This is a genomic window from Kitasatospora sp. NPDC032121, from assembly GCF_055580145.1.
This window is the reverse complement of record NZ_JBVILX010000001.1, coordinates 335,142-353,197: the sequence shown is the minus strand read 5'-3', so window position 1 is coordinate 353,197 and position 18,056 is coordinate 335,142. Positions and strand designations below refer to the sequence as shown.

At 73.3% G+C, this 18,056-nt stretch carries 17 protein-coding genes and 1 tRNA gene; 12 read left to right on the top strand and 6 right to left on the bottom strand.

Translation table 11 applies throughout. The features are described 5' to 3' along the window. The first annotated feature begins 15 nt into the window (after positions 1–15). Positions 16–978, top strand: coding sequence for an electron transfer flavoprotein subunit alpha/FixB family protein (locus ACZ5OX_RS01600; RefSeq protein WP_465628091.1), 963 nt, complete (start codon positions 16–18; stop codon positions 976–978). Between the two features lie 158 nt (positions 979–1,136). Here the strand turns inward: ACZ5OX_RS01600 and ACZ5OX_RS01595 are convergent, their stop codons facing one another. Further along, positions 1,137–1,574, bottom strand: a complete 438-nt coding sequence (locus ACZ5OX_RS01595; protein WP_449793658.1) for a PhlB family protein — start codon at positions 1,572–1,574, stop codon at positions 1,137–1,139. A 183-nt stretch (positions 1,575–1,757) separates the two neighbouring features. Here ACZ5OX_RS01595 and ACZ5OX_RS01590 point away from each other — a divergent pair, with 183 nt between their 5' ends. The 4 genes from ACZ5OX_RS01590 (at position 1,758) to ACZ5OX_RS01575 (ending at position 5,830) form a co-directional block, all read left to right on the top strand. Continuing rightward, on the top strand, positions 1,758–2,909 hold the full coding sequence (locus ACZ5OX_RS01590) for an acyl-CoA dehydrogenase family protein (protein ID WP_465628090.1): 1,152 nt from the start codon (positions 1,758–1,760) through the stop codon (positions 2,907–2,909). Between the two features lie 144 nt (positions 2,910–3,053). Then, positions 3,054–3,737 carry a TetR family transcriptional regulator gene (locus ACZ5OX_RS01585; protein ID WP_465628872.1) on the top strand — a complete coding sequence of 228 codons (684 nt, stop codon included), beginning with the start codon at positions 3,054–3,056 and terminating at the stop codon, positions 3,735–3,737. Between the two features lie 190 nt (positions 3,738–3,927). Beyond that, positions 3,928–5,289, top strand: coding sequence for a chloride channel protein (locus tag ACZ5OX_RS01580; RefSeq protein WP_465628089.1), 1,362 nt, complete (start codon positions 3,928–3,930; stop codon positions 5,287–5,289). Between the two features lie 271 nt (positions 5,290–5,560). Continuing rightward, a complete protein-coding gene (locus ACZ5OX_RS01575) occupies positions 5,561–5,830 on the top strand; it encodes a hypothetical protein (protein ID WP_449792419.1) in 270 nt (89 codons plus the stop codon). Between the two features lie 138 nt (positions 5,831–5,968). Here the strand turns inward: ACZ5OX_RS01575 and ACZ5OX_RS01570 are convergent. After that, a tRNA-Leu gene (locus tag ACZ5OX_RS01570) sits at positions 5,969–6,053 on the bottom strand. A gap of 291 nt (positions 6,054–6,344) precedes the next feature. On the opposite strand from ACZ5OX_RS01570, the gene ACZ5OX_RS01565 reads away from it, so the two are divergent. The 3 genes from ACZ5OX_RS01565 to ACZ5OX_RS01555 all read left to right on the top strand — a co-directional run bounded on the left by ACZ5OX_RS01565 (position 6,345) and on the right by ACZ5OX_RS01555 (position 9,433). Beyond that, positions 6,345–7,676, top strand: a complete 1,332-nt coding sequence (locus ACZ5OX_RS01565; RefSeq protein WP_392914098.1) for a M20/M25/M40 family metallo-hydrolase — start codon at positions 6,345–6,347, stop codon at positions 7,674–7,676. Positions 7,677–7,966: 290 nt separating this feature from the next. Then, entirely contained in the window at positions 7,967–8,206 is a 240-nt protein-coding gene (locus tag ACZ5OX_RS01560) for a chaplin (RefSeq protein ID WP_465628087.1), read from the top strand. A 282-nt stretch (positions 8,207–8,488) separates the two neighbouring features. After that, positions 8,489–9,433, top strand: coding sequence for a chaplin (locus ACZ5OX_RS01555; RefSeq protein ID WP_465628085.1), 945 nt, complete (start codon positions 8,489–8,491; stop codon positions 9,431–9,433). A gap of 197 nt (positions 9,434–9,630) precedes the next feature. Here the strand turns inward: ACZ5OX_RS01555 and ACZ5OX_RS01550 are convergent, their stop codons facing one another. Further along, positions 9,631–9,837: a DUF5703 family protein gene (locus ACZ5OX_RS01550; RefSeq protein ID WP_360261758.1), complete on the bottom strand. Its 207-nt coding sequence runs from the start codon at positions 9,835–9,837 to the stop codon at positions 9,631–9,633. A gap of 368 nt (positions 9,838–10,205) precedes the next feature. Here ACZ5OX_RS01550 and ACZ5OX_RS01545 point away from each other — a divergent pair, with 368 nt between their 5' ends. After that, positions 10,206–10,811 carry a hypothetical protein gene (locus ACZ5OX_RS01545; RefSeq protein WP_449791861.1) on the top strand — a complete coding sequence of 202 codons (606 nt, stop codon included), beginning with the start codon at positions 10,206–10,208 and terminating at the stop codon, positions 10,809–10,811. A gap of 68 nt (positions 10,812–10,879) precedes the next feature. Here the strand turns inward: ACZ5OX_RS01545 and ACZ5OX_RS01540 are convergent, their stop codons facing one another. Both ACZ5OX_RS01540 and ACZ5OX_RS01535 read right to left on the bottom strand, forming a co-directional pair. Next, the gene (locus ACZ5OX_RS01540; protein WP_465628082.1) at positions 10,880–13,048 is read right to left on the bottom strand and encodes a helix-hairpin-helix domain-containing protein; all 2,169 of its coding nucleotides are present in this window, start codon (positions 13,046–13,048) and stop codon (positions 10,880–10,882) included. A gap of 58 nt (positions 13,049–13,106) precedes the next feature. Further along, positions 13,107–14,087: an aldo/keto reductase gene (locus ACZ5OX_RS01535; protein ID WP_465628080.1), complete on the bottom strand. Its 981-nt coding sequence runs from the start codon at positions 14,085–14,087 to the stop codon at positions 13,107–13,109. A 251-nt stretch (positions 14,088–14,338) separates the two neighbouring features. On the opposite strand from ACZ5OX_RS01535, the gene ACZ5OX_RS01530 reads away from it, so the two are divergent. Next, positions 14,339–15,385, top strand: a complete 1,047-nt coding sequence (locus ACZ5OX_RS01530) for an LLM class F420-dependent oxidoreductase (RefSeq protein ID WP_392874331.1) — start codon at positions 14,339–14,341, stop codon at positions 15,383–15,385. Between the two features lie 43 nt (positions 15,386–15,428). On the opposite strand, the gene ACZ5OX_RS01525 is transcribed toward ACZ5OX_RS01530, so the two are convergent. After that, positions 15,429–16,409: a magnesium and cobalt transport protein CorA gene (locus ACZ5OX_RS01525; protein WP_465628078.1), complete on the bottom strand. Its 981-nt coding sequence runs from the start codon at positions 16,407–16,409 to the stop codon at positions 15,429–15,431. A 179-nt stretch (positions 16,410–16,588) separates the two neighbouring features. Here ACZ5OX_RS01525 and ACZ5OX_RS01520 point away from each other — a divergent pair, with 179 nt between their 5' ends. Together ACZ5OX_RS01520 and ACZ5OX_RS01515 are read left to right on the top strand one after the other, a co-directional pair. Beyond that, positions 16,589–17,281, top strand: a complete 693-nt coding sequence (locus ACZ5OX_RS01520) for an MSMEG_4193 family putative phosphomutase (RefSeq protein ID WP_465628076.1) — start codon at positions 16,589–16,591, stop codon at positions 17,279–17,281. 197 nt (positions 17,282–17,478) lie between these two features. Next, positions 17,479–18,045 (top strand): DUF3090 domain-containing protein, encoded by a 567-nt coding sequence (locus ACZ5OX_RS01515; RefSeq protein WP_449791855.1) that lies wholly within the window; start codon positions 17,479–17,481, stop codon positions 18,043–18,045. The last annotated feature ends 11 nt before the right edge of the window (positions 18,046–18,056 follow it).

Sequence of the window (18,056 nt, the reverse complement as noted above, 5' to 3'; positions counted from 1 at the left end):
CGGAGACATTGAGCAATGGCTGAGATTCTCGTCCTGGTGGACCACGCCGACGGTGCGGTCCGCAAGCCGGCCCTGGAGCTGCTGACCCTGGCCCGCCGCATCGGTGAGCCGTCCGCCGTCGTCCTCGGTGCCGGTGCGGCCGCGGCCGACATCGCGGCGAAGGCCGGCGAGTTCGGCGCGGTGAAGGTGTACGTCGCCGACGGCGCCGAGTTCGCGGACCAGCTGGTCGTCCCGAAGGTGGACGCCCTGGCCCAGATCGCCAAGGCCAACGACGTCGCCGCCGTGCTGGTGACGTCCTCGGGTGAGGGCAAGGAGGTCGCCGCGCGCGTCGCGCTGCGGATCGGCTCCGGCATCATCACCGACGCCGTCGACCTGCGCGCCGGCGACCAGGGCCCGATCGCCACCCAGTCGGTGTTCGCCGCCTCGTACACCGTCGACTCCCGGGTGAGCAAGGGCGCGCCGGTCATCACCGTCAAGCCGAACGCCGTCGCCCCGGAGGCCGCCCCGGCCGCCGGCGCGGTGGAGAACGTGGCCGTGGAGTTCACCGGCAACGCCGCCAGGGTCACCTCGCGCACCCCGCGGGTGTCCTCCGGCCGTCCCGAGCTGACCGAGGCCGCGATCGTGGTCTCCGGCGGCCGCGGCGTCGGTGCCGCCGAGGGCTTCGGCGTGGTCGAGGAGCTCGCCGACGTGCTCGGCGCGGCCGTCGGTGCCTCGCGCGCCGCCGTGGACGCCGGCTGGTACCCGCACAGCAGCCAGGTCGGCCAGACCGGCAAGCAGGTCTCCCCGCAGCTGTACGTGGCCAACGGCATCTCGGGCGCCATCCAGCACCGGGCCGGCATGCAGACCTCGAAGACCATCGTGGCCGTCAACAAGGACCCCGAGGCCCCGATCTTCGAGCTGGCCGACTACGGCGTGGTCGGCGACCTCTTCGAGGTGCTGCCGCAGCTCACCGCCGAGGTGAAGGCCCGCAAGGCCTGATCCCGCAACGACGACGACGGAGGGCGTGGCACCGAGGGGTACTCGGTGCCACGCCCTCCGTCGTCTCCCGGCGGTTTCCCGGCGCGCCGCCCGGCCCGACCGGTCGGTGGCGCGGTCCGCGACCGGGCCCGTGACGCACCCCGCGGCGAGCCCGCGGCTCACTCCGCGACGAAGGCCGCGAGGTGCTGGGTGAAGCCGCCCTGGGCCGGCGGCAGCGGGCGCGGTTCGGTGTCCGGCGGCGACGGCGGCTCCTCCATCGGCAGCAGCCGCAGCTCCGGCTGTTCGGAGTCGGGGGAGGAGAGCAGCCGCACCCGGGTGCCGACCGGGACGGTGCTGCGCATCCCGTCCACGATGCACCAGACGTCGAAGCCCTCCGCCATCCGGATCAGCGACTTCTGACGCACCAGCGGCGTCCGGGCCTGCTCGACCGCGCAGCGCCGCACCACGCCCGTGCCCTCGCTGGGCTCCAGCCTGAGGTCGGTGGAGCCGCAGGTGGGGCAGAGCAGCCGTTGGAAGGTCGGGTTGTTGCACCACGTGCAGCGCTGGAAGTACAGCGTCGTGCTCCGGGTGTCGGCATCGATGGCTGGGTGGACCACGCTGTCATCTCCCTGCGCTCGGACGGGCTCGTTCGGCGGAAGTACGGCGAAAGTACGCCGGAAGTTCGGCACGAAAAGGATAGGGAACTCAGTACCGCCAAGGGAAGGCACTGAGTTCCCTTTTTGCCGCGCGCATGCATAATGAAGGGTACTGAGTACCGTCGTGAAACAGGAGTGGCGATCATGAGCCAGGAGTTCGATCTCTTCCGGATCTCCGAGGAGCACGAGATGCTCCGTGAGGCGGTGCGTTCGCTGGCCGAGGCGAAGATCGCTCCGTTCGCGGCGGAGGTGGACGAGCAGGGGCGGTTCCCGCAGGAGGCGTTGGACGCGTTGCAGGGCAATGACCTGCACGCGGTGCACGTGCCGGAGGAGTACGGCGGTGCGGGGGCGGACGCGCTGGCGACGGTGATCGTGATCGAGGAGGTGGCGCGGGTGTGTGCGTCGTCCTCGTTGATCCCGGCGGTGAACAAGCTGGGGTCGCTGCCGGTGCAGCTGTCGGGTTCGGAGGAGCTGAAGGCGCGGTACCTGGGGGCGCTGGCGCGTGGTGAGGGGATGTTCTCGTACTGCCTGTCGGAGCCGGAGGCGGGTTCGGACGCGGCGGGGATGAAGACCCGGGCGGTGCGGGACGGGGACTTCTGGGTGTTGAACGGTGTGAAGCGGTGGATCACCAACGCGGGTGTGTCCGAGTTCTACACGGTGATGGCGGTGACGGATCCTTCGATGCGCTCGAAGGGGATCTCGGCGTTCGTGGTGGAGAAGGGCGACGAGGGGGTGTCGTTCGGTGCGCCGGAGAAGAAGCTGGGGATCAAGGGGTCGCCGACGCGTGAGGTGTACTTCGACAATGTGCGGATTCCGGCGGATCGGATGATCGGTGCGGAGGGGACGGGTTTCCAGACGGCGATGCGCACGCTGGACCACACCCGGGTGACGATCGCGGCGCAGGCGGTGGGGATCGCGCAGGGGGCGTTGGACTACGCGAAGGGGTATGTGAAGGAGCGCCGGCAGTTCGGGAAGGCGATCGCGGAGTTCCAGGGTGTGCAGTTCATGTTGGCGGACATGGCGATGAAGCTGGAGGCGGCGCGTCAGATGACGTATGTCGCGGCGGCGAAGTCGCAGCGTGGGGACGCGGATCTGACGTTCTTCGGTGCGGCGGCGAAGTGCTACGCGTCGGACGCGGCGATGGAGATCGCGACGGACGCGGTGCAGTTGCTGGGTGGGTACGGGTACACCCGGGACTACCCGGTGGAGCGGATGATGCGGGACGCGAAGATCACGCAGATCTACGAGGGGACCAACCAGGTCCAGCGGATCGTGATGGCCCGCAACCTCCCGTAACCCGCGCCGACACCCCCCGACGGCCGGGCCGGTCAGCCGCCCGGCCGTCGGGGGCCGACGCATCCTCCCGATGCTAAGTTCCGGTGAATGAGCGAGAAGGAAGAGCAGGACCAGCCCATGAACGACGGGCCCTCGAAGCCGGCGATGCGCGAGGCGCTGGTGGCCGCGGCCTTCGAGCTCTTCCTGGAGCGCGGCTTCGAACAGACGACCGTCGACGACATCGTGTCGCTGGCCGGCGTCGGCCGGCGCTCCTTCTTCCGCTACTTCCCGGCCAAGGAGGACGTGGTCTTCCCCGACCACGAGCGCAGCCTCGCCGAGATGACGGAGTTCCTGGAGTCCGGCACCGGCGAGGAGGACCCGGTCAGGCACGCCTGCGACGCCGCCCGCCTGGTCCTGCGGATGTACGCCGAACAGCCCTCCTTCTCCGTCCAGCGCTACCGGCTGACCCGCAAGGTGCCCGGCCTGCGGGCGTACGAGCTGTCCGTGGTCTGGCGCTACGAGCACACCCTCGCCGCGTACCTGCGCGGCCGCTTCGCCGACCGCCCGGACGGCCCGCTGCGGGCGGACGTGATCGCCGCCGCCGTCGTCGCCGCGCACAACCACGCCCTGCGCACCTGGCTGCGCTCGGGCGGGGAGAGCGACTGGGTGGCCGAGGTGGACGCGGCGATGGCCTTCGTCACCGGCACCTGGGGCGACCGCCCGGCCGAGGGCGCCGCCGAGGGCGAGTCCGACGACGTCGTGGTCCTGGTCGCCAGCCGCCGGGCGCCGCTGTGGCGGATGGTCCAGGGCATCGAGAGCGCGCTGGGCGCCGACGCCCGCCAGGTCTGACCCCACCCGGGCCGCCGCCCTCGCCCCCACCCGTCCGTCACCCCCGCCCTCACCCGCCCGGAGCAGCCGGGTCCGCCGCGGCCCCGCTGACGGCCCGTGCGCCGTGCGGGGCTCCCGGCTCCGGGCGAGACTCGGTCGCAGGACGCGGTCTCCCGGGCAGCGGGCGGCCCGGGAGCGCGAGGGAGCGGCGATGCCGACGACGTCCCGGCAGCCTGACGGCGGTCCGACCCTGCACGAGGTGCTGCTGCACCGGGGCTACCTCCGCCTGCTGCTGGTCTCCGGGCTGGTCGGCGTCCCGGTCTCGCTGGCCGCGTTCGGCTTCGTCAGCCTGGAGCACGAACTCCAGCACTGGGTCTGGGAGAGCCTGCCGACGGCGGCCGGCTACGGGCGCGCCCCCTGGTGGTGGCCGCTGCCCGCACTGCTGCTGGCCGGCCTGCTGCTCGCCCCGATCGTGACCCGGCTGCCCGGGCGCGGCGGCCACGTCCCGGTGGACGGGCTCGGCGGCCCGCCCACCCCGCCGGTCGCCGTCCCCGGTGTGGTGCTGGCCGCGCTCGCCGGCCTGCCGCTCGGCGTGGTGCTCGGCCCGGAGGCGCCGCTGATGGCGCTCGGCGGCGGGCTCGCCCTGCTCACCGTCCGGTCCGCCAGGCGGGCCGAACATCAGCAGCTGTTCGCGGTGTTGGGCACGGCGGGTGCGGCGGCGGCGATCTCCACCATCTTCGGCAGCCCGCTGGTGGCCGCCGTGATGCTGATCGAGGCGGCCGGGCTGGGCGGCCCGCAGCTGATCGCGCTGATCCTGCCCAGCCTGCTGGCCAGCGGGGTGGGTGCGTTGATCTTCACCGGCTTCGGCCACTGGACCGGCCTGGCGATCGGCGCACTGTCGCTGCCGCACGTGCCGAAGAGCGGGGTGCCGGACGCGGCGGACTTCCTCTGGGGCGTCCCGCTGGCCGTCGCGATCGCCCTGTTCTGCGTGGTCGGCCAGAACGTCGGCCACCGGGTGAAGGCCCTCACCACGACCGGCACCGCCCGGCAGACCGCCGTGCGCACCGTGCTGTGCGCGGTCGCGGTCGGAGGCTGCCTCGCCGCGTACGCCCTGCTCACCGGGCGCTCCCCGGAGGAGGCCGCGCTCTCCGGACAGGCCACCCTGGCCGCGCTCGCCGCCGACCCGGCCGCCTGGTCGATCGCCGCGCTGCTCGCCCTCGTGCTCTGCAAGGGGCTGGGCTGGTCGATCGCCCTCGGAAGCCTGCGCGGAGGCCCGATCTTCCCGGCGCTCCTGCTCGGGGCGGCCCTCGGCACGGCCTGCGCACCGCTGCCCGGCTTCGGCGCCGCGCCGGCCCTGGCCGTCGGCCTGGCGGCCTCCGCCGCTGCCGTCACCGGCCTGCCCGTCACCAGCACCGTCCTCGCCGAGGCCCTGCTCGGCGGAGAGGCGGCGAACTCGATGCCGCTGCTGATCGTGTCCACGGTGGCGGCCTTCATCACCGCGGAGTGGCTGCGCGGGCGGCCGAGGCAGCAGACCGACCCGGCCGGCCGAACGGAGGCGGTGGAAGTCGGCTGACGCCCGGCCCCCGCCCCCGGCCCTGGCCCCGGCCGTCCACGTCCGAGCCGGAGCGGAGAGCGGCGAGGGTGTGCTCCAGCCGACTGATCCTCAGAAATGGGCATACGAACTGTATTTCCGCTGGTAGGAGCGGTGATTCTGACGGAACGTTAGGGCCGTACGGGTTCCGGCGTCGGTTGCGGCGGGATGCGGGGCGTGGCTCTCTGAAGTCGCGGGGGTGCGGAACGCCACCGTCGCCCTGGAACCCCGAAACTCCGTGGAGGAGATCTGCATGCGTGCTTTCAAGCGTGTCCTGGCCGTCAGCGCCCTCACCGTCCCGCTGGTGATCGGTTGCGCCGGCCTGGCCTCGGCCCAGGAGGGCCTGGACGCGTCCTTCGGCAAGGGCCAGTTCATCGCCAACGAGAACGGTGCCGGCGTCGCCAGCACCCAGTCCTCCGTCAACCCCGACGGGCTCTCGCACGCAGACTTCTGGATCTGGGCCGACGAGACCGGCGTCTACGGTTCCTTCACGGGCGCGGGCGCCACCTGGAACCAGCAGTGACCTGACCTGCGGATCCCCCTCGGAGTCCCCGCGGACTCCGAGGGGGATCCTCCTGTTCGCGGAGGGACACGGGGGAACGCGGAGAAAGCCGGAGCCGAAAAGCAGAAAGGCCCCAGATCAACTGGGGCCTTTCGTCGGTGTCCGAGGGGGGACTTGAACCCCCACGCCCGATAAAGGGCACTAGCACCTCAAGCTAGCGCGTCTGCCATTCCGCCACCCGGACCGGGTGTCGTCCTCGCGGCTTCCGATCTCTCGTCCGTCGCGCTGACAGATGTAACTGTAGCAAAGATCGGCTTGGGGTCCCAAAACGGTTCCCGGAGGACCGGCGGGGCCGGTGGCGGGGGCAAGGGGAGGCGTGTGGCGGGGGCGTGACCAGGGGGTTTCGGGAGCGTGCGGGGGGTGGATCGGGATCGGGGGCTGGGGGAGGATGGGCGGACGTGCTCGTACGGCCCGGGTGCGGATCCCGGGGGTGGCGCGCTGGTGCGTCGGTGCGGGCCCAAGACGAGGAGTGACCGTGAGTGAGCGGAGCGAGTCGGCGGCGCCGAAGGTGACGGCTGAGTCGGAGGTCGCCGAGATCTGTCGCGATCTGATCCGGATCGACACCAGCAACTACGGGGACGGTTCCGGGCCGGGCGAGCGGAAGGCCGCCGAGTACGTGGCCGAACAGCTCGCCGAGTTCGGGCTGGAGCCGAAGATCTTCGAGTCGGCCAAGGGGCGGGCCTCCACCGTGGTCCGGATCGAGGGCGAGGACCGCTCCCGCCCGGGCCTGCTGATCCACGGCCACACCGACGTGGTGCCGGCCAATGCCGCGGACTGGACGTACGACCCGTTCGGCGGCGAGATCGCGGACGGCTGCGTCTGGGGGCGCGGCGCGGTCGACATGAAGGACATGGACGCGATGACCCTGGCGGTCATCCGCGACCGGCTGCGCACCGGGCGCAAGCCCCCGCGCGACATCGTGCTGGCCTTCCTCGCCGACGAGGAGGCCGGCGGCACCTACGGGGCGCGCTTCCTGGTGGACAAGCACCCGGGGCTGTTCGAGGGCGTGACCGAGGCGATCGGCGAGGTCGGCGGCTTCTCCTTCACCGTCAACGACCAGGTCCGCCTCTACCTGGTGGAGACGGCCGAGAAGGGCATGCACTGGATGCGCCTGACGGTCGAGGGCCGGGCCGGCCACGGCTCGATGGAGAACGACGACAACGCGATCACCGAGCTGTGCGAGGCGGTCGCCCGGCTCGGTCGGCACCAGTTCCCGCTGCGGATCACCAAGACCGTCCGGGCCTTCCTGGACGAGCTGTCGGACGCGCTCGGGGTCGAGCTGGACCCGGAGAACATGGACGAGACGCTGCGCGTGCTCGGCGGCATCGCCAAGATGATCGGCACCACGCTGCGCAACACCGCCCAGCCGACCATGCTCGGCGCGGGCTACAAGGTGAACGTGATCCCCGGTCAGGCCACCGCGCACGTGGACGGGCGCTTCCTGCCCGGCTACGAGGAGGAGTTCCTGGCCGAGCTGGACAGCGTGCTCGGCCCGCGCGTGAAGCGCGAGAGCCTGCACTCGGACAAGGCGATCGAGACCGGCTTCGACGGTGCGCTCGTCGAGGCGATGCAGACCGCGCTGCGCGCCGAGGACCCGATCGCCCGCGCGGTGCCGTACTGCCTGTCCGGCGGGACGGACGCCAAGTCCTTCCAGGACCTGGGCATCCGCTGCTTCGGCTTCGCGCCGCTCCAGTTGCCGCCGGAGCTGGACTTCGCCGGGATGTTCCACGGGGTGGACGAGCGGGTGCCGGTGGACGGCCTGAAGTTCGGTGCCCGGGTGCTGGACCGTTTCATCGACGCCTGCTGAGCGCGTGCCGGATGTCCTGCTGAGGGCGCTGCCAGAGGCCTGATCAGGCGACTGGGTCGGCCCGTTCCCGGAGCTTCGGGAGCGGGCCGACCGCATTGTCCGAGCTGATGATTGTGGGATGGGAAACAGAAGATCGACAGAAGCGATTCTGCAGGGAATTCCAGGCTGATCATTTGTGCGAGACCTCACCGCTGCGAGTGAATGGGAGATCCGTTCCGTACCCCGTTTGCCGCAGCGTCGTTCATCCCTGTGCAGCCCGCCGAACGGGTTGCGTTGTCCATACAGGAGGAATGATGAAGGTCAAGAAGATCGCCGCTGTCACCGCCGCCACCGGTGGCCTGGTGCTCGCCGCCGCCGGTGTCGCGTCGGCTCACGCCGGCGCCGAGGGTGTGGCCGCCGGTTCCCCGGGTGTCCTCTCCGGCAACCAGATCCAGGTCCCGGTGCACGTCCCGGTCAACGTCTGCGGCAACACCATCAGCGTCATCGGCGTGCTGAACCCGGCGTTCGGCAACTACTGCGCCAACGTCTGAGTCGACCTCCGGGCCGGCGGGGCCTGTTGAGCCGATTCGACCCGGCCCCCGGGCGGCGGACGCGCCGCACCGGGGGCGTTCGCGTCCCCGGCGGATACACGGGGTCCGACACAATCGCTCGATCGGGTGAAGCCGATTCGTTCGACTCAACCTCCCCGTTGGCCCCTCGTTAACTCGTGTGCAGTCGAAGCCCTTGCGTGATTTACGGACCTACCGAAATTCCGACTTTTTTGAAGGTTCATGTCAAGGTCGACACGTCGTCTCGAAATGTCAGGGGAAAACATGAGGAATGTAGCCAAGAAGGGGATCCTCACGGCCGTGGCCACCGGCAGTGTGCTGGCCTCGACCGCCGGCTACGCCTACGCGGGGGGAACCGAGGCGCAGGGGGTGGCCGCCGGTTCGGCGGGCGTCGTCTCGGGCAACTCGGTGCAGGTGCCGATCGAGGTGCCGATCAACGCCTGCGGCAACACGCTCGACGTGGTCGGCCTGCTGAACCCGTCCTTCGGCAACCGCTGCGCCAACGTCAACGGCGGCGGGGGCCACCAGGCGTCCAAGCCCTCCCAGGGCGGCCAGCCCGGCGGCTCGGGCGCCACCGGCGGCGGCCAGGCCGGCAGCGGCACCGGCGGTTCTGGGACCACCGGGATTCCGGGTACCAGCGGGATTCCCGGCACCGCCGGGATCCCGGGCACCAGCGGCATTCCGGGCACGAGTGGGATCCCCGGCACCACCGGAGTCCCCGGCACCACGGGCATCCCGGGTACCGCCAGCATTCCGGACGCCGCCACGGTGCCGGGTGCGAGCGCCTCCGGTGTCGCCGCCAACTCGCCGGGCGTGCTCTCCGGCAACAGCGTCCAGGCGCCGGTCGACGTCCCGGTCAACGTCTGCGGCAACTCGGCGAACGTGGCCGGTGTCGGCAACCCGGCCTTCGGCAACGAGTGCGCCAACGTCGAGCAGGCCGTCCCGGTCACCCCGGCCCCGCCGGCCGAGGGCTGCGCCGAGACCTGCCCGACCCCGCCGCAGGTCTCCGCCGAGGAGGTGCCGAACGTCGCGCGCACCGGCGCTCCGGACACCGCCGCCGAGACCGCCGTCGCGGCGCCCGCCGCGGCTCCGGCCGCTCAGCTGGCCTCCACCGGCGCCGGGAACGTCGAGCTGCTCGGGGCCGCCGGTCTCGCGCTGCTGCTCGGCGGCGGCGTGCTCTACCGCCGGGCCCGCGCCGGCGCCCGCTGACGCGCTCGGTCGGGGCGGGGCCCGTCCTCAGGCTCGCCCGCGGGGCGAGCCTGAGGACGGGCCCCGTGGCGTTCGCCTAGCCAGGGCCGCGTGCACCGGCCGTGGGAACGGCGCACCCGCGGCCGCCGGGCGAACGGGCGGCCGCGGGTGCGTGAAAGCCCGGTGTGGGTTCCGCCAGGGGCGCGGTGCCCCGCCCGTCACCAGCTCCGGACCTGCCGGATGATCCGCCGCTTCAGCCGGACGGTCCGGCTGCCGTCGGGGAACAGCCTGAGCCGGTCGAGCTCCCAGTGCCCGTACTCGGCGTGCTCGGTGAGCAGTTGGCGCGCCGCGTTGCGCGTGGTGCCGCGCGGCATGCGCAGGGACTGGTACTCGTACTCCGGCTGCCGGACCGGCTTCCGTGGGATCAAGACGCTCCTCCTGGGGATCACCTGAAGGGCAAGCCTACGGGCTGCCCCGGACGGGCGGCCCGGGTGTTTCCGGCCGTCCTCCCACGGGGGAGCGGCGGCCCGAGGGGGTGCCACCCGGGCCCGTCGACTGACAGTGCATCAGTCCCGTTGCCGCTGTGGAGGGGATACCCCGATCCCGGCGCGCGAAGCGGCACCCGGACGGCCCCGGCGGGCCCGCTGCGCGCCCTCCGCGCCCGCTTCGCGCCGGTGCCACGCGAGAACGAAAGGGCATGGATCGGACATCAGGGGGGAAGTTGCGGTGAAATCGCGGGTGTAGATGACAACCGCTGTGCGTACCGGCGTCGCGGGGAGATAGCGTCTGCACCATGTCTGATGCCGCGCAGCCCACCATTGCCGAGGTACGCGCCGCCGCTGAGGCGGTCAAGGCCGCCATCGACCGTCATCTGGAAGCGGTGTCAAGCCCCAACGCAGCCGATGATCCCGCCGTTTCCGCCGCCTACGAGCAGCTCGCGACGGCGGCCATCGCCTACGACCAGCTCCTGTACGAGGCCTACGACGAGGTCACGCCCTTCGAGATCCCGGGGGACGAGGGCCCCGGCGGGTACCACGGCCCCGAACAGCCCGAGGCGATCAGCGTGTTGATCCGCCGTGACTACCACGTCGTCGATCCCGAGCGGCTGCGTGCCCAGGCCGAGCGGCTGGACGAGTCGCTGACCCCGGGCGGGGCCGGTGCGGGCGGGGTGAACGCCGCGATCGGCGTGCTGTTCGGCGAGTACGAGCCCGACGAGATCGCCGCCCGCAGCGAGGAGTTCGGCCTGGAGGAGGCCGACTCGACGCTCTGGGTCGCGGCCGCCGAGCCGACCGAGCCCGGCGAGTGGCTGCCGGAACCCTTCGAGCACGCCGATCCGCAGCTGCTGATCTGCCGGTTCGACGTGAGCGAGGTCTACGACGACGAGGACCCGGACGACTGACACCGTCCGGAAGACGGCCGACGGGCGGGCCCGGGATCACCGGGGCCCGCCCGTCGTGCGTTCGCGCCTCAGTACTCCGAGGCCGCGGTGTTCTCGGCGAGGACCGCCCGCAGCCGGGTGGTGCGCGGCTGCGCCTGGCGCTCGGCGACGGCCTGGGCGAGCGCCGGGCCCGCCGCGTGCACCACGGACAGGTGCCGCTCGCCGCGGCCGAAGGCGGTGTAGACCCACTGCCGGGTCAGGGCGGGGGCGGCGTCCTCCGGAAGCACCACCACCGCGCCCGGCCAGCGCCGGCCGAGGGCCTGGTGGACGGTCAGCGCCCAGCCGTGCCGCAGCCGGGCGGCCTCGGCGGGCGGCACCGTCCGGCGCGAGCCGTCGGCGTACTCCAGGTGCAGACCGGTGGCGTCGCCGTCCAGCACCCGGGCCGGGCGGGTGACGCCGGGGGTGGGGGAGTCGACCACCCGGTCGCCCGGGTCGAAGCCGCCGAACCGGCCGGGGCCGGGGTTGAGCCTGGCCTTGGCGGCGGCGTTCAGCGCGCGGGTGCCGGCCGGGCCGCCGTGGCCCGGGGTGAGCAGCACCACCTGCTCGACCGGGATGCCCAGCGCGCGCGGGATGGAGTCGGTGAGCAGCTGGACGGCCCGGTGGACGGCCTCGCCGGCGTCCTTGGCGGTCAGGATGACCACCTCCTTGTCCGGCGCCTCGACCGGCTGGAGCTCGCCGATGCCGACACCGGAGACCAACTCGCCGATCGGGCCGAAGTCCGGGGTGCGGGAGGCGACCGCCGGGCAGGCCTTGGCGGCCAGCAGGTCGGCGAAGAACCGGCCGGGGCCGGCCGACCAGAGCTGGCCCGGGTCGCCGCTGAGCACCAGCCGGGTGCCGTCGGCCAGCGACTCCAGGACGGTGGCGGCCAGTTCGACGTCCAGCAGCGGGGCGTCCAGCACGACCAGCAGGTCGAGGGCGAGCGTGCCGTCCGGGGCGCGGCCGGGGCCGGCGGCGCCGGAGAGCAGGTCGGCGAGGGTGACCACGGGGGCCCCACCGCCGGCGCCCGGGCCGGCGAGTGCGGCGAGCGAGTCCCGGCCCTGGTCGGTCCAGGTGGCGGCCCAGGCCCGCAGCCCGAGGCCGCGGGCGGCGGTGACCAGAGCGGCCGGCTCGGCGCGGGCCGCCTCGCCGCCGGTGTGCAGCACCAGGGCGTGCTCGGCGACGGCCTTGACCAGGGCGGTCGCGGAGGAGGACGGCGCGGCCTCGGCGGCGGCCGCCCAGGCGCTCGGGCCGGGGTCGACGCGGGGCTGCTCGGCGGATTCCTCGACGGGGGCGGCCGCTTCGCCGGCCCCGGCCCCGGTCTCGGCTCCGGCTCCGGCCTTGTCCTCGGCCCCGGTCTCGTCGGGGACCTCGGCCTCCTCGGAGTCCTCGGCCTCCTGCGGGTCCTCGCCCGGTACGAAGGTGGCCATCAGCTGGAGCAGCTTCTCGGCGAGGCTGTCCTCGGCCATCGCCAGCCCCTCCAGCGCGAGCAGCGTGCGGGTCGGCGCCTCGTCCTCGTCGCCGCCCGCCGCGTGCGCCTCGGCGCCGGTCAGCTCCTCCTGGAAGGGCAGCACCCGCCCGTCCGCGACGGCGGCCTGGATCGCGGTGGCCGGGTCGGGCATCCGGAGCCGGGTGAGCCCGGCCGCGACCTCGGGCAGTTCCAGGGCCGAGTGCCCGCGCAGCGCCGCCTGCTCCAGCAGCCACGGCACCAGCGCCCGGGCGCGGCGCTCGTCGCCCGGGGCGGCATCGGGGCCGAGCAGCTTCTGGGCGAAGCCGTCCGCGTGCTCGGGTCGGACGCCGGGCAGGCCCAGCACCGCCCACGGGTCGTCGCGCAGCCGCTCGGGGGCCTCCTCGCCGAGCGCGGCCACGGCGGCGGCCGCCAGCTCGGCCGGGGCGCCGCCGGCGGCCAGCACCTCGGCGGTGGCGCGCAGCGCGTCGCCGTGCTGCCGCTCGGGCACCGCGGCGGCGGGGGCGGCGGCCGGGGCGGCCGCCGTAGGAGCCTGCGGTCCGGATGCGGCGGGCTCCGCCCCCGCGGGCCCCGAGGCCTGCGGCCCCGACGCCTGCGGCGCGGGGATCCGCGCGGCAGGGGCCGCGGCCCCGGGCCCCTGGGCGGCGATCTCCCGCATCCGCCGTGCCAGCTCGGCGACCTTCGCGGCCTTCTCCTCCGGGGTCAGCTGGGCCCCTTCGGTCACCTCCGGAGCGCCGTTCCCCGTGTCAGTCATCGTCGTCCGCTCCAAAGGTCACTCCACTGCAGGTTCTGCTCGACAACCCGGGCCGGGGTCACAGCTCGGTCCACCCCTGGTCCGGGTAGTGGTGCACCGGCGACGAGATGTCGTCCAGCGCGCCACGGATCTCATCCGGAAGCGTAAGCGTCTCCACCGACAGCGCTGCCTGCAGCTGGGCCACCGTCCGGGCCCCGACCAGGGCGCTCGCCACCCCGGGCCGGTCCCGGACCCAGGCCAGCGCGACCTCCAGCGGGGTGCTGGCGAGCCCGTCGGCGGCGGTGGCGAGGGCGTCCACGATCCGCCGCGAGCGCTCTCCGAGGTAGGGCTGGACGAACCCGGTCAGGTACGGCGAGGCGCCGCGCGAGTCCTGCGGGATGCCGTGCCGGTACTTGCCGGTGAGCACCCCGCGCCCGAGCGGCGAGCCGGCGAGCACCCCGACCCCGGCGTCCAGCGCGGCGGGCAGGGCCTCCCGCTCGATGCCGCGCTGGAGCAGCGAGTACTCCAGCTGCGCCCCGGCCAGCGGCACCCGTCCGTGGTGGGCGTGCTGCCAGGTGGCGGCCTTGGCGAGCTGCCAGCCGCTGAAGTCGCAGACCCCGACGTAGCGGGCGCGCCCGGAGGAGACGGCGATGTCGAGGGCGCTGAGCGTCTCCTCGACCGGGGTGGCCGGGTCGAAGGAGTGCACCTGCCACAGGTCGACGTGGTCGGTGCCGAGCCGGCGCAGCGAGGCGTCCAGGGCGGCGAGCAGGTGGCCGCGCGAGCCGTCGAAGCGGCGGGCGGACTCGGGGGCGCTGCCGGCCTTGGTGGCGATGACGAGTTCGGAGCGCGGGATCAGGTTGTCGGTGAGCCGGGAGATCAGGTACTCGGCGCCGCCGTCCGCGTACACGTCGGCGGTGTCGACCAGGTTGCCGCCGGCGTCGACGAACTCCTTGAGCTGCTCCGCGGCCTCCTGCTCGTCGGTGTCCCGGCCCCAGGTCATGGTGCCGAGGCCGAGCCGGGAGACCTGCAGGCCGGTACGGCCGAGGTGACGCTTTTCCATCGGACGGGCCCTTCACTGGCCGGTGGCCCCGCGAGCCCCGGCAGCCGTGTAAACGCGCAGGTGGGCAGAGTGCTCCCCACCCCGGCTGAGCGTAGCGGCCGGTGCCAGGACAGGGGTGCAGACCCGCAGAACGATCACTGCGGCACGAACCCGTGCGACTGTGACCCAGACCACCCCTACCCGTCAGTAGCATGTCCGGCGCGGGCGCGGTTACCCTCGCCACAACCCCAACCCACTGGAAGGTGCGGCAGATGCGACTCGGGATCAACCTCGGCTACTGGGGACTCGGCATGGACGCCGACAACATCGCCGTGGCCCAGGAGGCGGACCGGCTCGGCTACTCCGTCTGCTGGGCGGCGGAGGCGTACGGCTCGGACGCCGCGACGGTGCTCAGCTTCGTCGCCGCGAAGACCGAGCGGATCGACGTGGGCTCGGCCATCTTCCAGATCCCGGCGCGTACCCCGGCGATGACCGCGATGACCGCCGCCACCCTGGACACCCTGTCCGGCGGCCGGTTCCGGCTCGGCCTCGGCGTCTCCGGCCCGCAGGTGTCCGAGGGCTGGTACGGCGTGAAGTTCGACAAGCCGCTCGCCCGCACCCGCGAGTACGTGGAGATCATCCGCAAGGCGATGTCCCGCGAGCGCCTGGTGCACGAGGGCGCCAACTGGACGCTGCCGCTGCCCGGCGGCCCCGGCAAGCCGATCAAGCTCACCGTGCACCCGGTGCGCGAGCACATCCCGCTGTACATCGCCGCGATCGGTCCGAAGAACCTGGAGCTGACCGGTGAGATCGCCGACGGCTGGCTCGGCATCTTCTTCTCGCCCGAGCACTCCGCGCTCTCGCTCGACCCGCTGACGGCGGGCCGCGCCAAGGCCGGGAAGACGCTGGAGGGCTTCGACCTCTGCCCGACGGTGAACCTCGCCGTCGGCGAGGACATCAAGGCCGGGGTCGACGGCCTGCGTTCCTACGCCGCGCTCTACATCGGCGGCATGGGCAGCAAGGAGAAGAACTTCTACAACCAGCTCGCCCGGCGGATGGGCTACGAGCAGGCCGCCGACGAGGTCCAGGAGAAGTACCTGGCCAGGGACTACGCGGGCGCCGCGGCCGCCGTCCCGCACGACCTGATCGACGCCACCTCGCTGATCGGCGACACCGCCCGGATCGCCGACCGGATGCAGGCCTACGCCGACGCCGGCGTCACCACGCTCACCCTGGCCCCGTCCGGCTTCACCCTGGACGAGCGGATCCGGGCGCTGCGCACCGGCGTCGAGGCGCTGGAGCGGGCCGGCCTGGCCTGACCGGCCCGACCGGTCGGGCCCGGTGGCCGGCGGTCGAGCGGCACTACAGCCAGTCGTGCCGCTTGAACACCCGGTGCAGCACCAGGCAGACCACCAGCATCAGCACCAGCACCGCCGGGTACCCCCAGACCTGGTGCAGCTCGGGCATGTGCTCGAAGTTCATCCCGTAGATGCCCGCGATCATCGTCGGTACGGCGGCCAGCGCCGCCCAGGCCGAGATCTTCCGCATGTCGTTGTTCTGCTGGACGCTGACCTGCGCCAGGTTGGCGTTCAGGATGTCGGACAGCAGCCGGTCCATGCCCTCCATCTGGTCGTTCACCCGGGCCACGTGGTCGGCGACGTCCCGCAGGTAGGGCGCGGTCTCGGGGCGGACGAAGCGGGCGCCGCGCTCCAGGGCCAGCATCGGCTCCACCAGCGGGCCGACGGCCCGGCGCGCGGACATCACCTGGCGCTTGTAGCCGTAGATCCGGCCGGCGGTGTCGCTGCCGACCCGGCCGGGGGAGAAGATGTCCGCCTCCAGCTCGTCCAGGTCGGACTGGAGCGCGGACGCCACGTCCACGTAGCCGTCCACGATGGTGTCGCAGACCTGGTGCAGCACCGAGCTGGGCCCGTAGCGCAGTTGCCCGGGGTCCTGTTCCAGGGCGGCCCGCAGGCCGCTGAGCGGGCTGTCCTCGCCGTGCCGGACGGTCATCACGAAGTCCGGCCCGAGGAAGACCATCACCTCGCCGACCGTGACGACGTGCCCGCCGGGGTGGTAGCCGAGGGTCTTCAGGGCGACGAACAGCGAGCCCTGGTAGGCCTCCACCTTGGGGCGCTGGTGGGCGCTGACGGCGTCCTCGACGGCCAGCGGGTGCAGCGTGAACTCCTTGCCGACGCGGCCGAGTTCCTCGGTGGTGGGCTCGAACAGGCCTATCCAGACGAAGCCGCCCGGACCGGCCGCGCGGGCGGCGGCGAGCGCGCCGGCGGGATCCTCGGGGGCCTCGATCCGGCGGCCGTCGTGGTAGGCGGCGCAGTGGACGATCATGGGGGCCATTGTCACCCGGGCGGGGCCGTCCGGCACGGATCCGGGGCAACCAGGGCCCGCGTCTTGGATCCTTGCCTGATCCGACGAAATCCGAGAGACAGGCCCGAGGCCCACCGGGCGGGACGTCCGGAAGGGAGAGCGGGGCCCACCGCGGGGCCCGGAGGCCGTAGGCTGACCCCATGCCCACGCTGCTGCTCGTCCGTCACGGCCGCTCCACCGCGAACACCGCCGGAATCCTGGCCGGTTGGACGCCCGGCGTGGACCTCGACGACACCGGTCGGGCGCAGGCCGCCGCGCTCGCCGGCCGGCTCGCCGGCATCCCGCTGGTGCAGGCGGTCAGCAGCCCGTTGGAGCGCTGCCGGCAGACGCTGGAGCCGCTGCTGGCGGTCCGCCCCGAGCTGGGCCCGCCGACCGAGGACGAGCGGCTGGGGGAGTGCCACTACGGCGACTGGACCGGCCGGCCGCTGGCCGAGCTGGCCAAGGAGCCGCTCTGGCGCACGGTGCAGGACCACGCCGCGGCGGCCGCCTTCCCCGGCGGGGAGTCGCTGCGCGCGCTGAGCCACCGCACGGTGGACGCGGTGCGCGAGTGGAACCGGAAGATCGCCGCCGAGCACGGCGAGGACGCGGTCTGGGTCGCCTGCTCGCACGGGGACGTGATCAAGGCCGTGGTGGCCGACGCGCTCGGGCTGCACCTGGACCACTTCCAGCGGATCAGCGTCGAACCCTGTTCGGTCACCGCGATCCGCTACACCCCCCAACGGCCCTTCGTACTGAGGATGGGCGACACCGGCGACCTCGCCTCGCTCGCCCCCAGGTCCCACCCGGCCGAGGCCACCCCGGCCGGTGACGCGGTGGTCGGCGGCACCGTCTGAGCCGCGCCGCCGACGGGTCGCCCGGGGAGGCACCGTCCGGGCGGCACCGTCCGCTTCCCCGGGTGCCACCCCGCCCGCGGCCGTCGGCTCGGCTCCCCGGCCGGAGCCCGAAGGTCGTAGGGTGACTGATGAGTCCATCCGGCCGCGATCCCGCCCCCTGTGGAACCGCGCCGACCGACACGATCCGGAGCGAGAGCGTGCCCCGTCAGGTCTTCTTCTACGACCAGCCCGAGCGGTTCGTGGCCGGCACCGTCGGCCAGCCCGGTGCCCGGGCGTTCTACCTCCAGGCCAGCGCCCGGGGCCGGATCACCAGCGTGCTGCTGGAGAAGACCCAGGTCGCCGCGCTCGCCGAGCGCATCGAGGAGGTCCTGGACGAGGCGCTGCGGCGCAGCGGCGGCGACGCCGCCATCCCGGCCGCCGCCCCGAAGGACCTGCTCGACACCGCCCCGCTGGACCTCCCGCTGGAGCAGGAGTTCCGGGTCGGCACCATGGCCCTGGCCTGGGACAGCATGGACGCCTGCCTGGTGGTCGAGGCGCAGGCGCTGGTCGAGGAGGACGACGAGGAGGCCGCCGAGGCGGTCTTCACCGACGACGAGAACGGCCCGGACATGCTGCGGGTGCGGCTGTCCGGCGCGATGGCCAGGGTCTTCGCCAAGCGCGCGCTGGACCTGGTCGCGGCCGGCCGCAAGCCCTGCCCGTTCTGCAACCTTCCGCTCGACCCGGAGGGCCACCTGTGCCCGCGCGCGAACGGCTACCGGCGCTGAACACCGACACC

Bases quoted from the DNA above. Each gene is read 5' to 3' on its own strand.
- ACZ5OX_RS01600 (WP_465628091.1), top strand. From the start codon at position 16: ATGGCTGAGATTCTCGTCCTGGTGGACCACGCCGACGGTGCGGTCCGC.
- ACZ5OX_RS01590 (WP_465628090.1), top strand. From the start codon at position 1,758: ATGAGCCAGGAGTTCGATCTCTTCCGGATCTCCGAGGAGCACGAGATG.
- ACZ5OX_RS01585 (WP_465628872.1), top strand. From the start codon at position 3,054: ATGCGCGAGGCGCTGGTGGCCGCGGCCTTCGAGCTCTTCCTGGAGCGC.
- ACZ5OX_RS01580 (WP_465628089.1), top strand. From the start codon at position 3,928: ATGCCGACGACGTCCCGGCAGCCTGACGGCGGTCCGACCCTGCACGAG.
- ACZ5OX_RS01575 (WP_449792419.1), top strand. From the start codon at position 5,561: ATGCGTGCTTTCAAGCGTGTCCTGGCCGTCAGCGCCCTCACCGTCCCG.
- ACZ5OX_RS01560 (WP_465628087.1), top strand. From the start codon at position 7,967: ATGATGAAGGTCAAGAAGATCGCCGCTGTCACCGCCGCCACCGGTGGC.
- ACZ5OX_RS01555 (WP_465628085.1), top strand. From the start codon at position 8,489: ATGAGGAATGTAGCCAAGAAGGGGATCCTCACGGCCGTGGCCACCGGC.
- ACZ5OX_RS01545 (WP_449791861.1), top strand. From the start codon at position 10,206: ATGTCTGATGCCGCGCAGCCCACCATTGCCGAGGTACGCGCCGCCGCT.
- ACZ5OX_RS01540 (WP_465628082.1), bottom strand. From the start codon at position 13,048: ATGACTGACACGGGGAACGGCGCTCCGGAGGTGACCGAAGGGGCCCAG.
- ACZ5OX_RS01535 (WP_465628080.1), bottom strand. From the start codon at position 14,087: ATGGAAAAGCGTCACCTCGGCCGTACCGGCCTGCAGGTCTCCCGGCTC.
- ACZ5OX_RS01530 (WP_392874331.1), top strand. From the start codon at position 14,339: ATGCGACTCGGGATCAACCTCGGCTACTGGGGACTCGGCATGGACGCC.
- ACZ5OX_RS01525 (WP_465628078.1), bottom strand. From the start codon at position 16,409: ATGATCGTCCACTGCGCCGCCTACCACGACGGCCGCCGGATCGAGGCC.
- ACZ5OX_RS01520 (WP_465628076.1), top strand. From the start codon at position 16,589: ATGCCCACGCTGCTGCTCGTCCGTCACGGCCGCTCCACCGCGAACACC.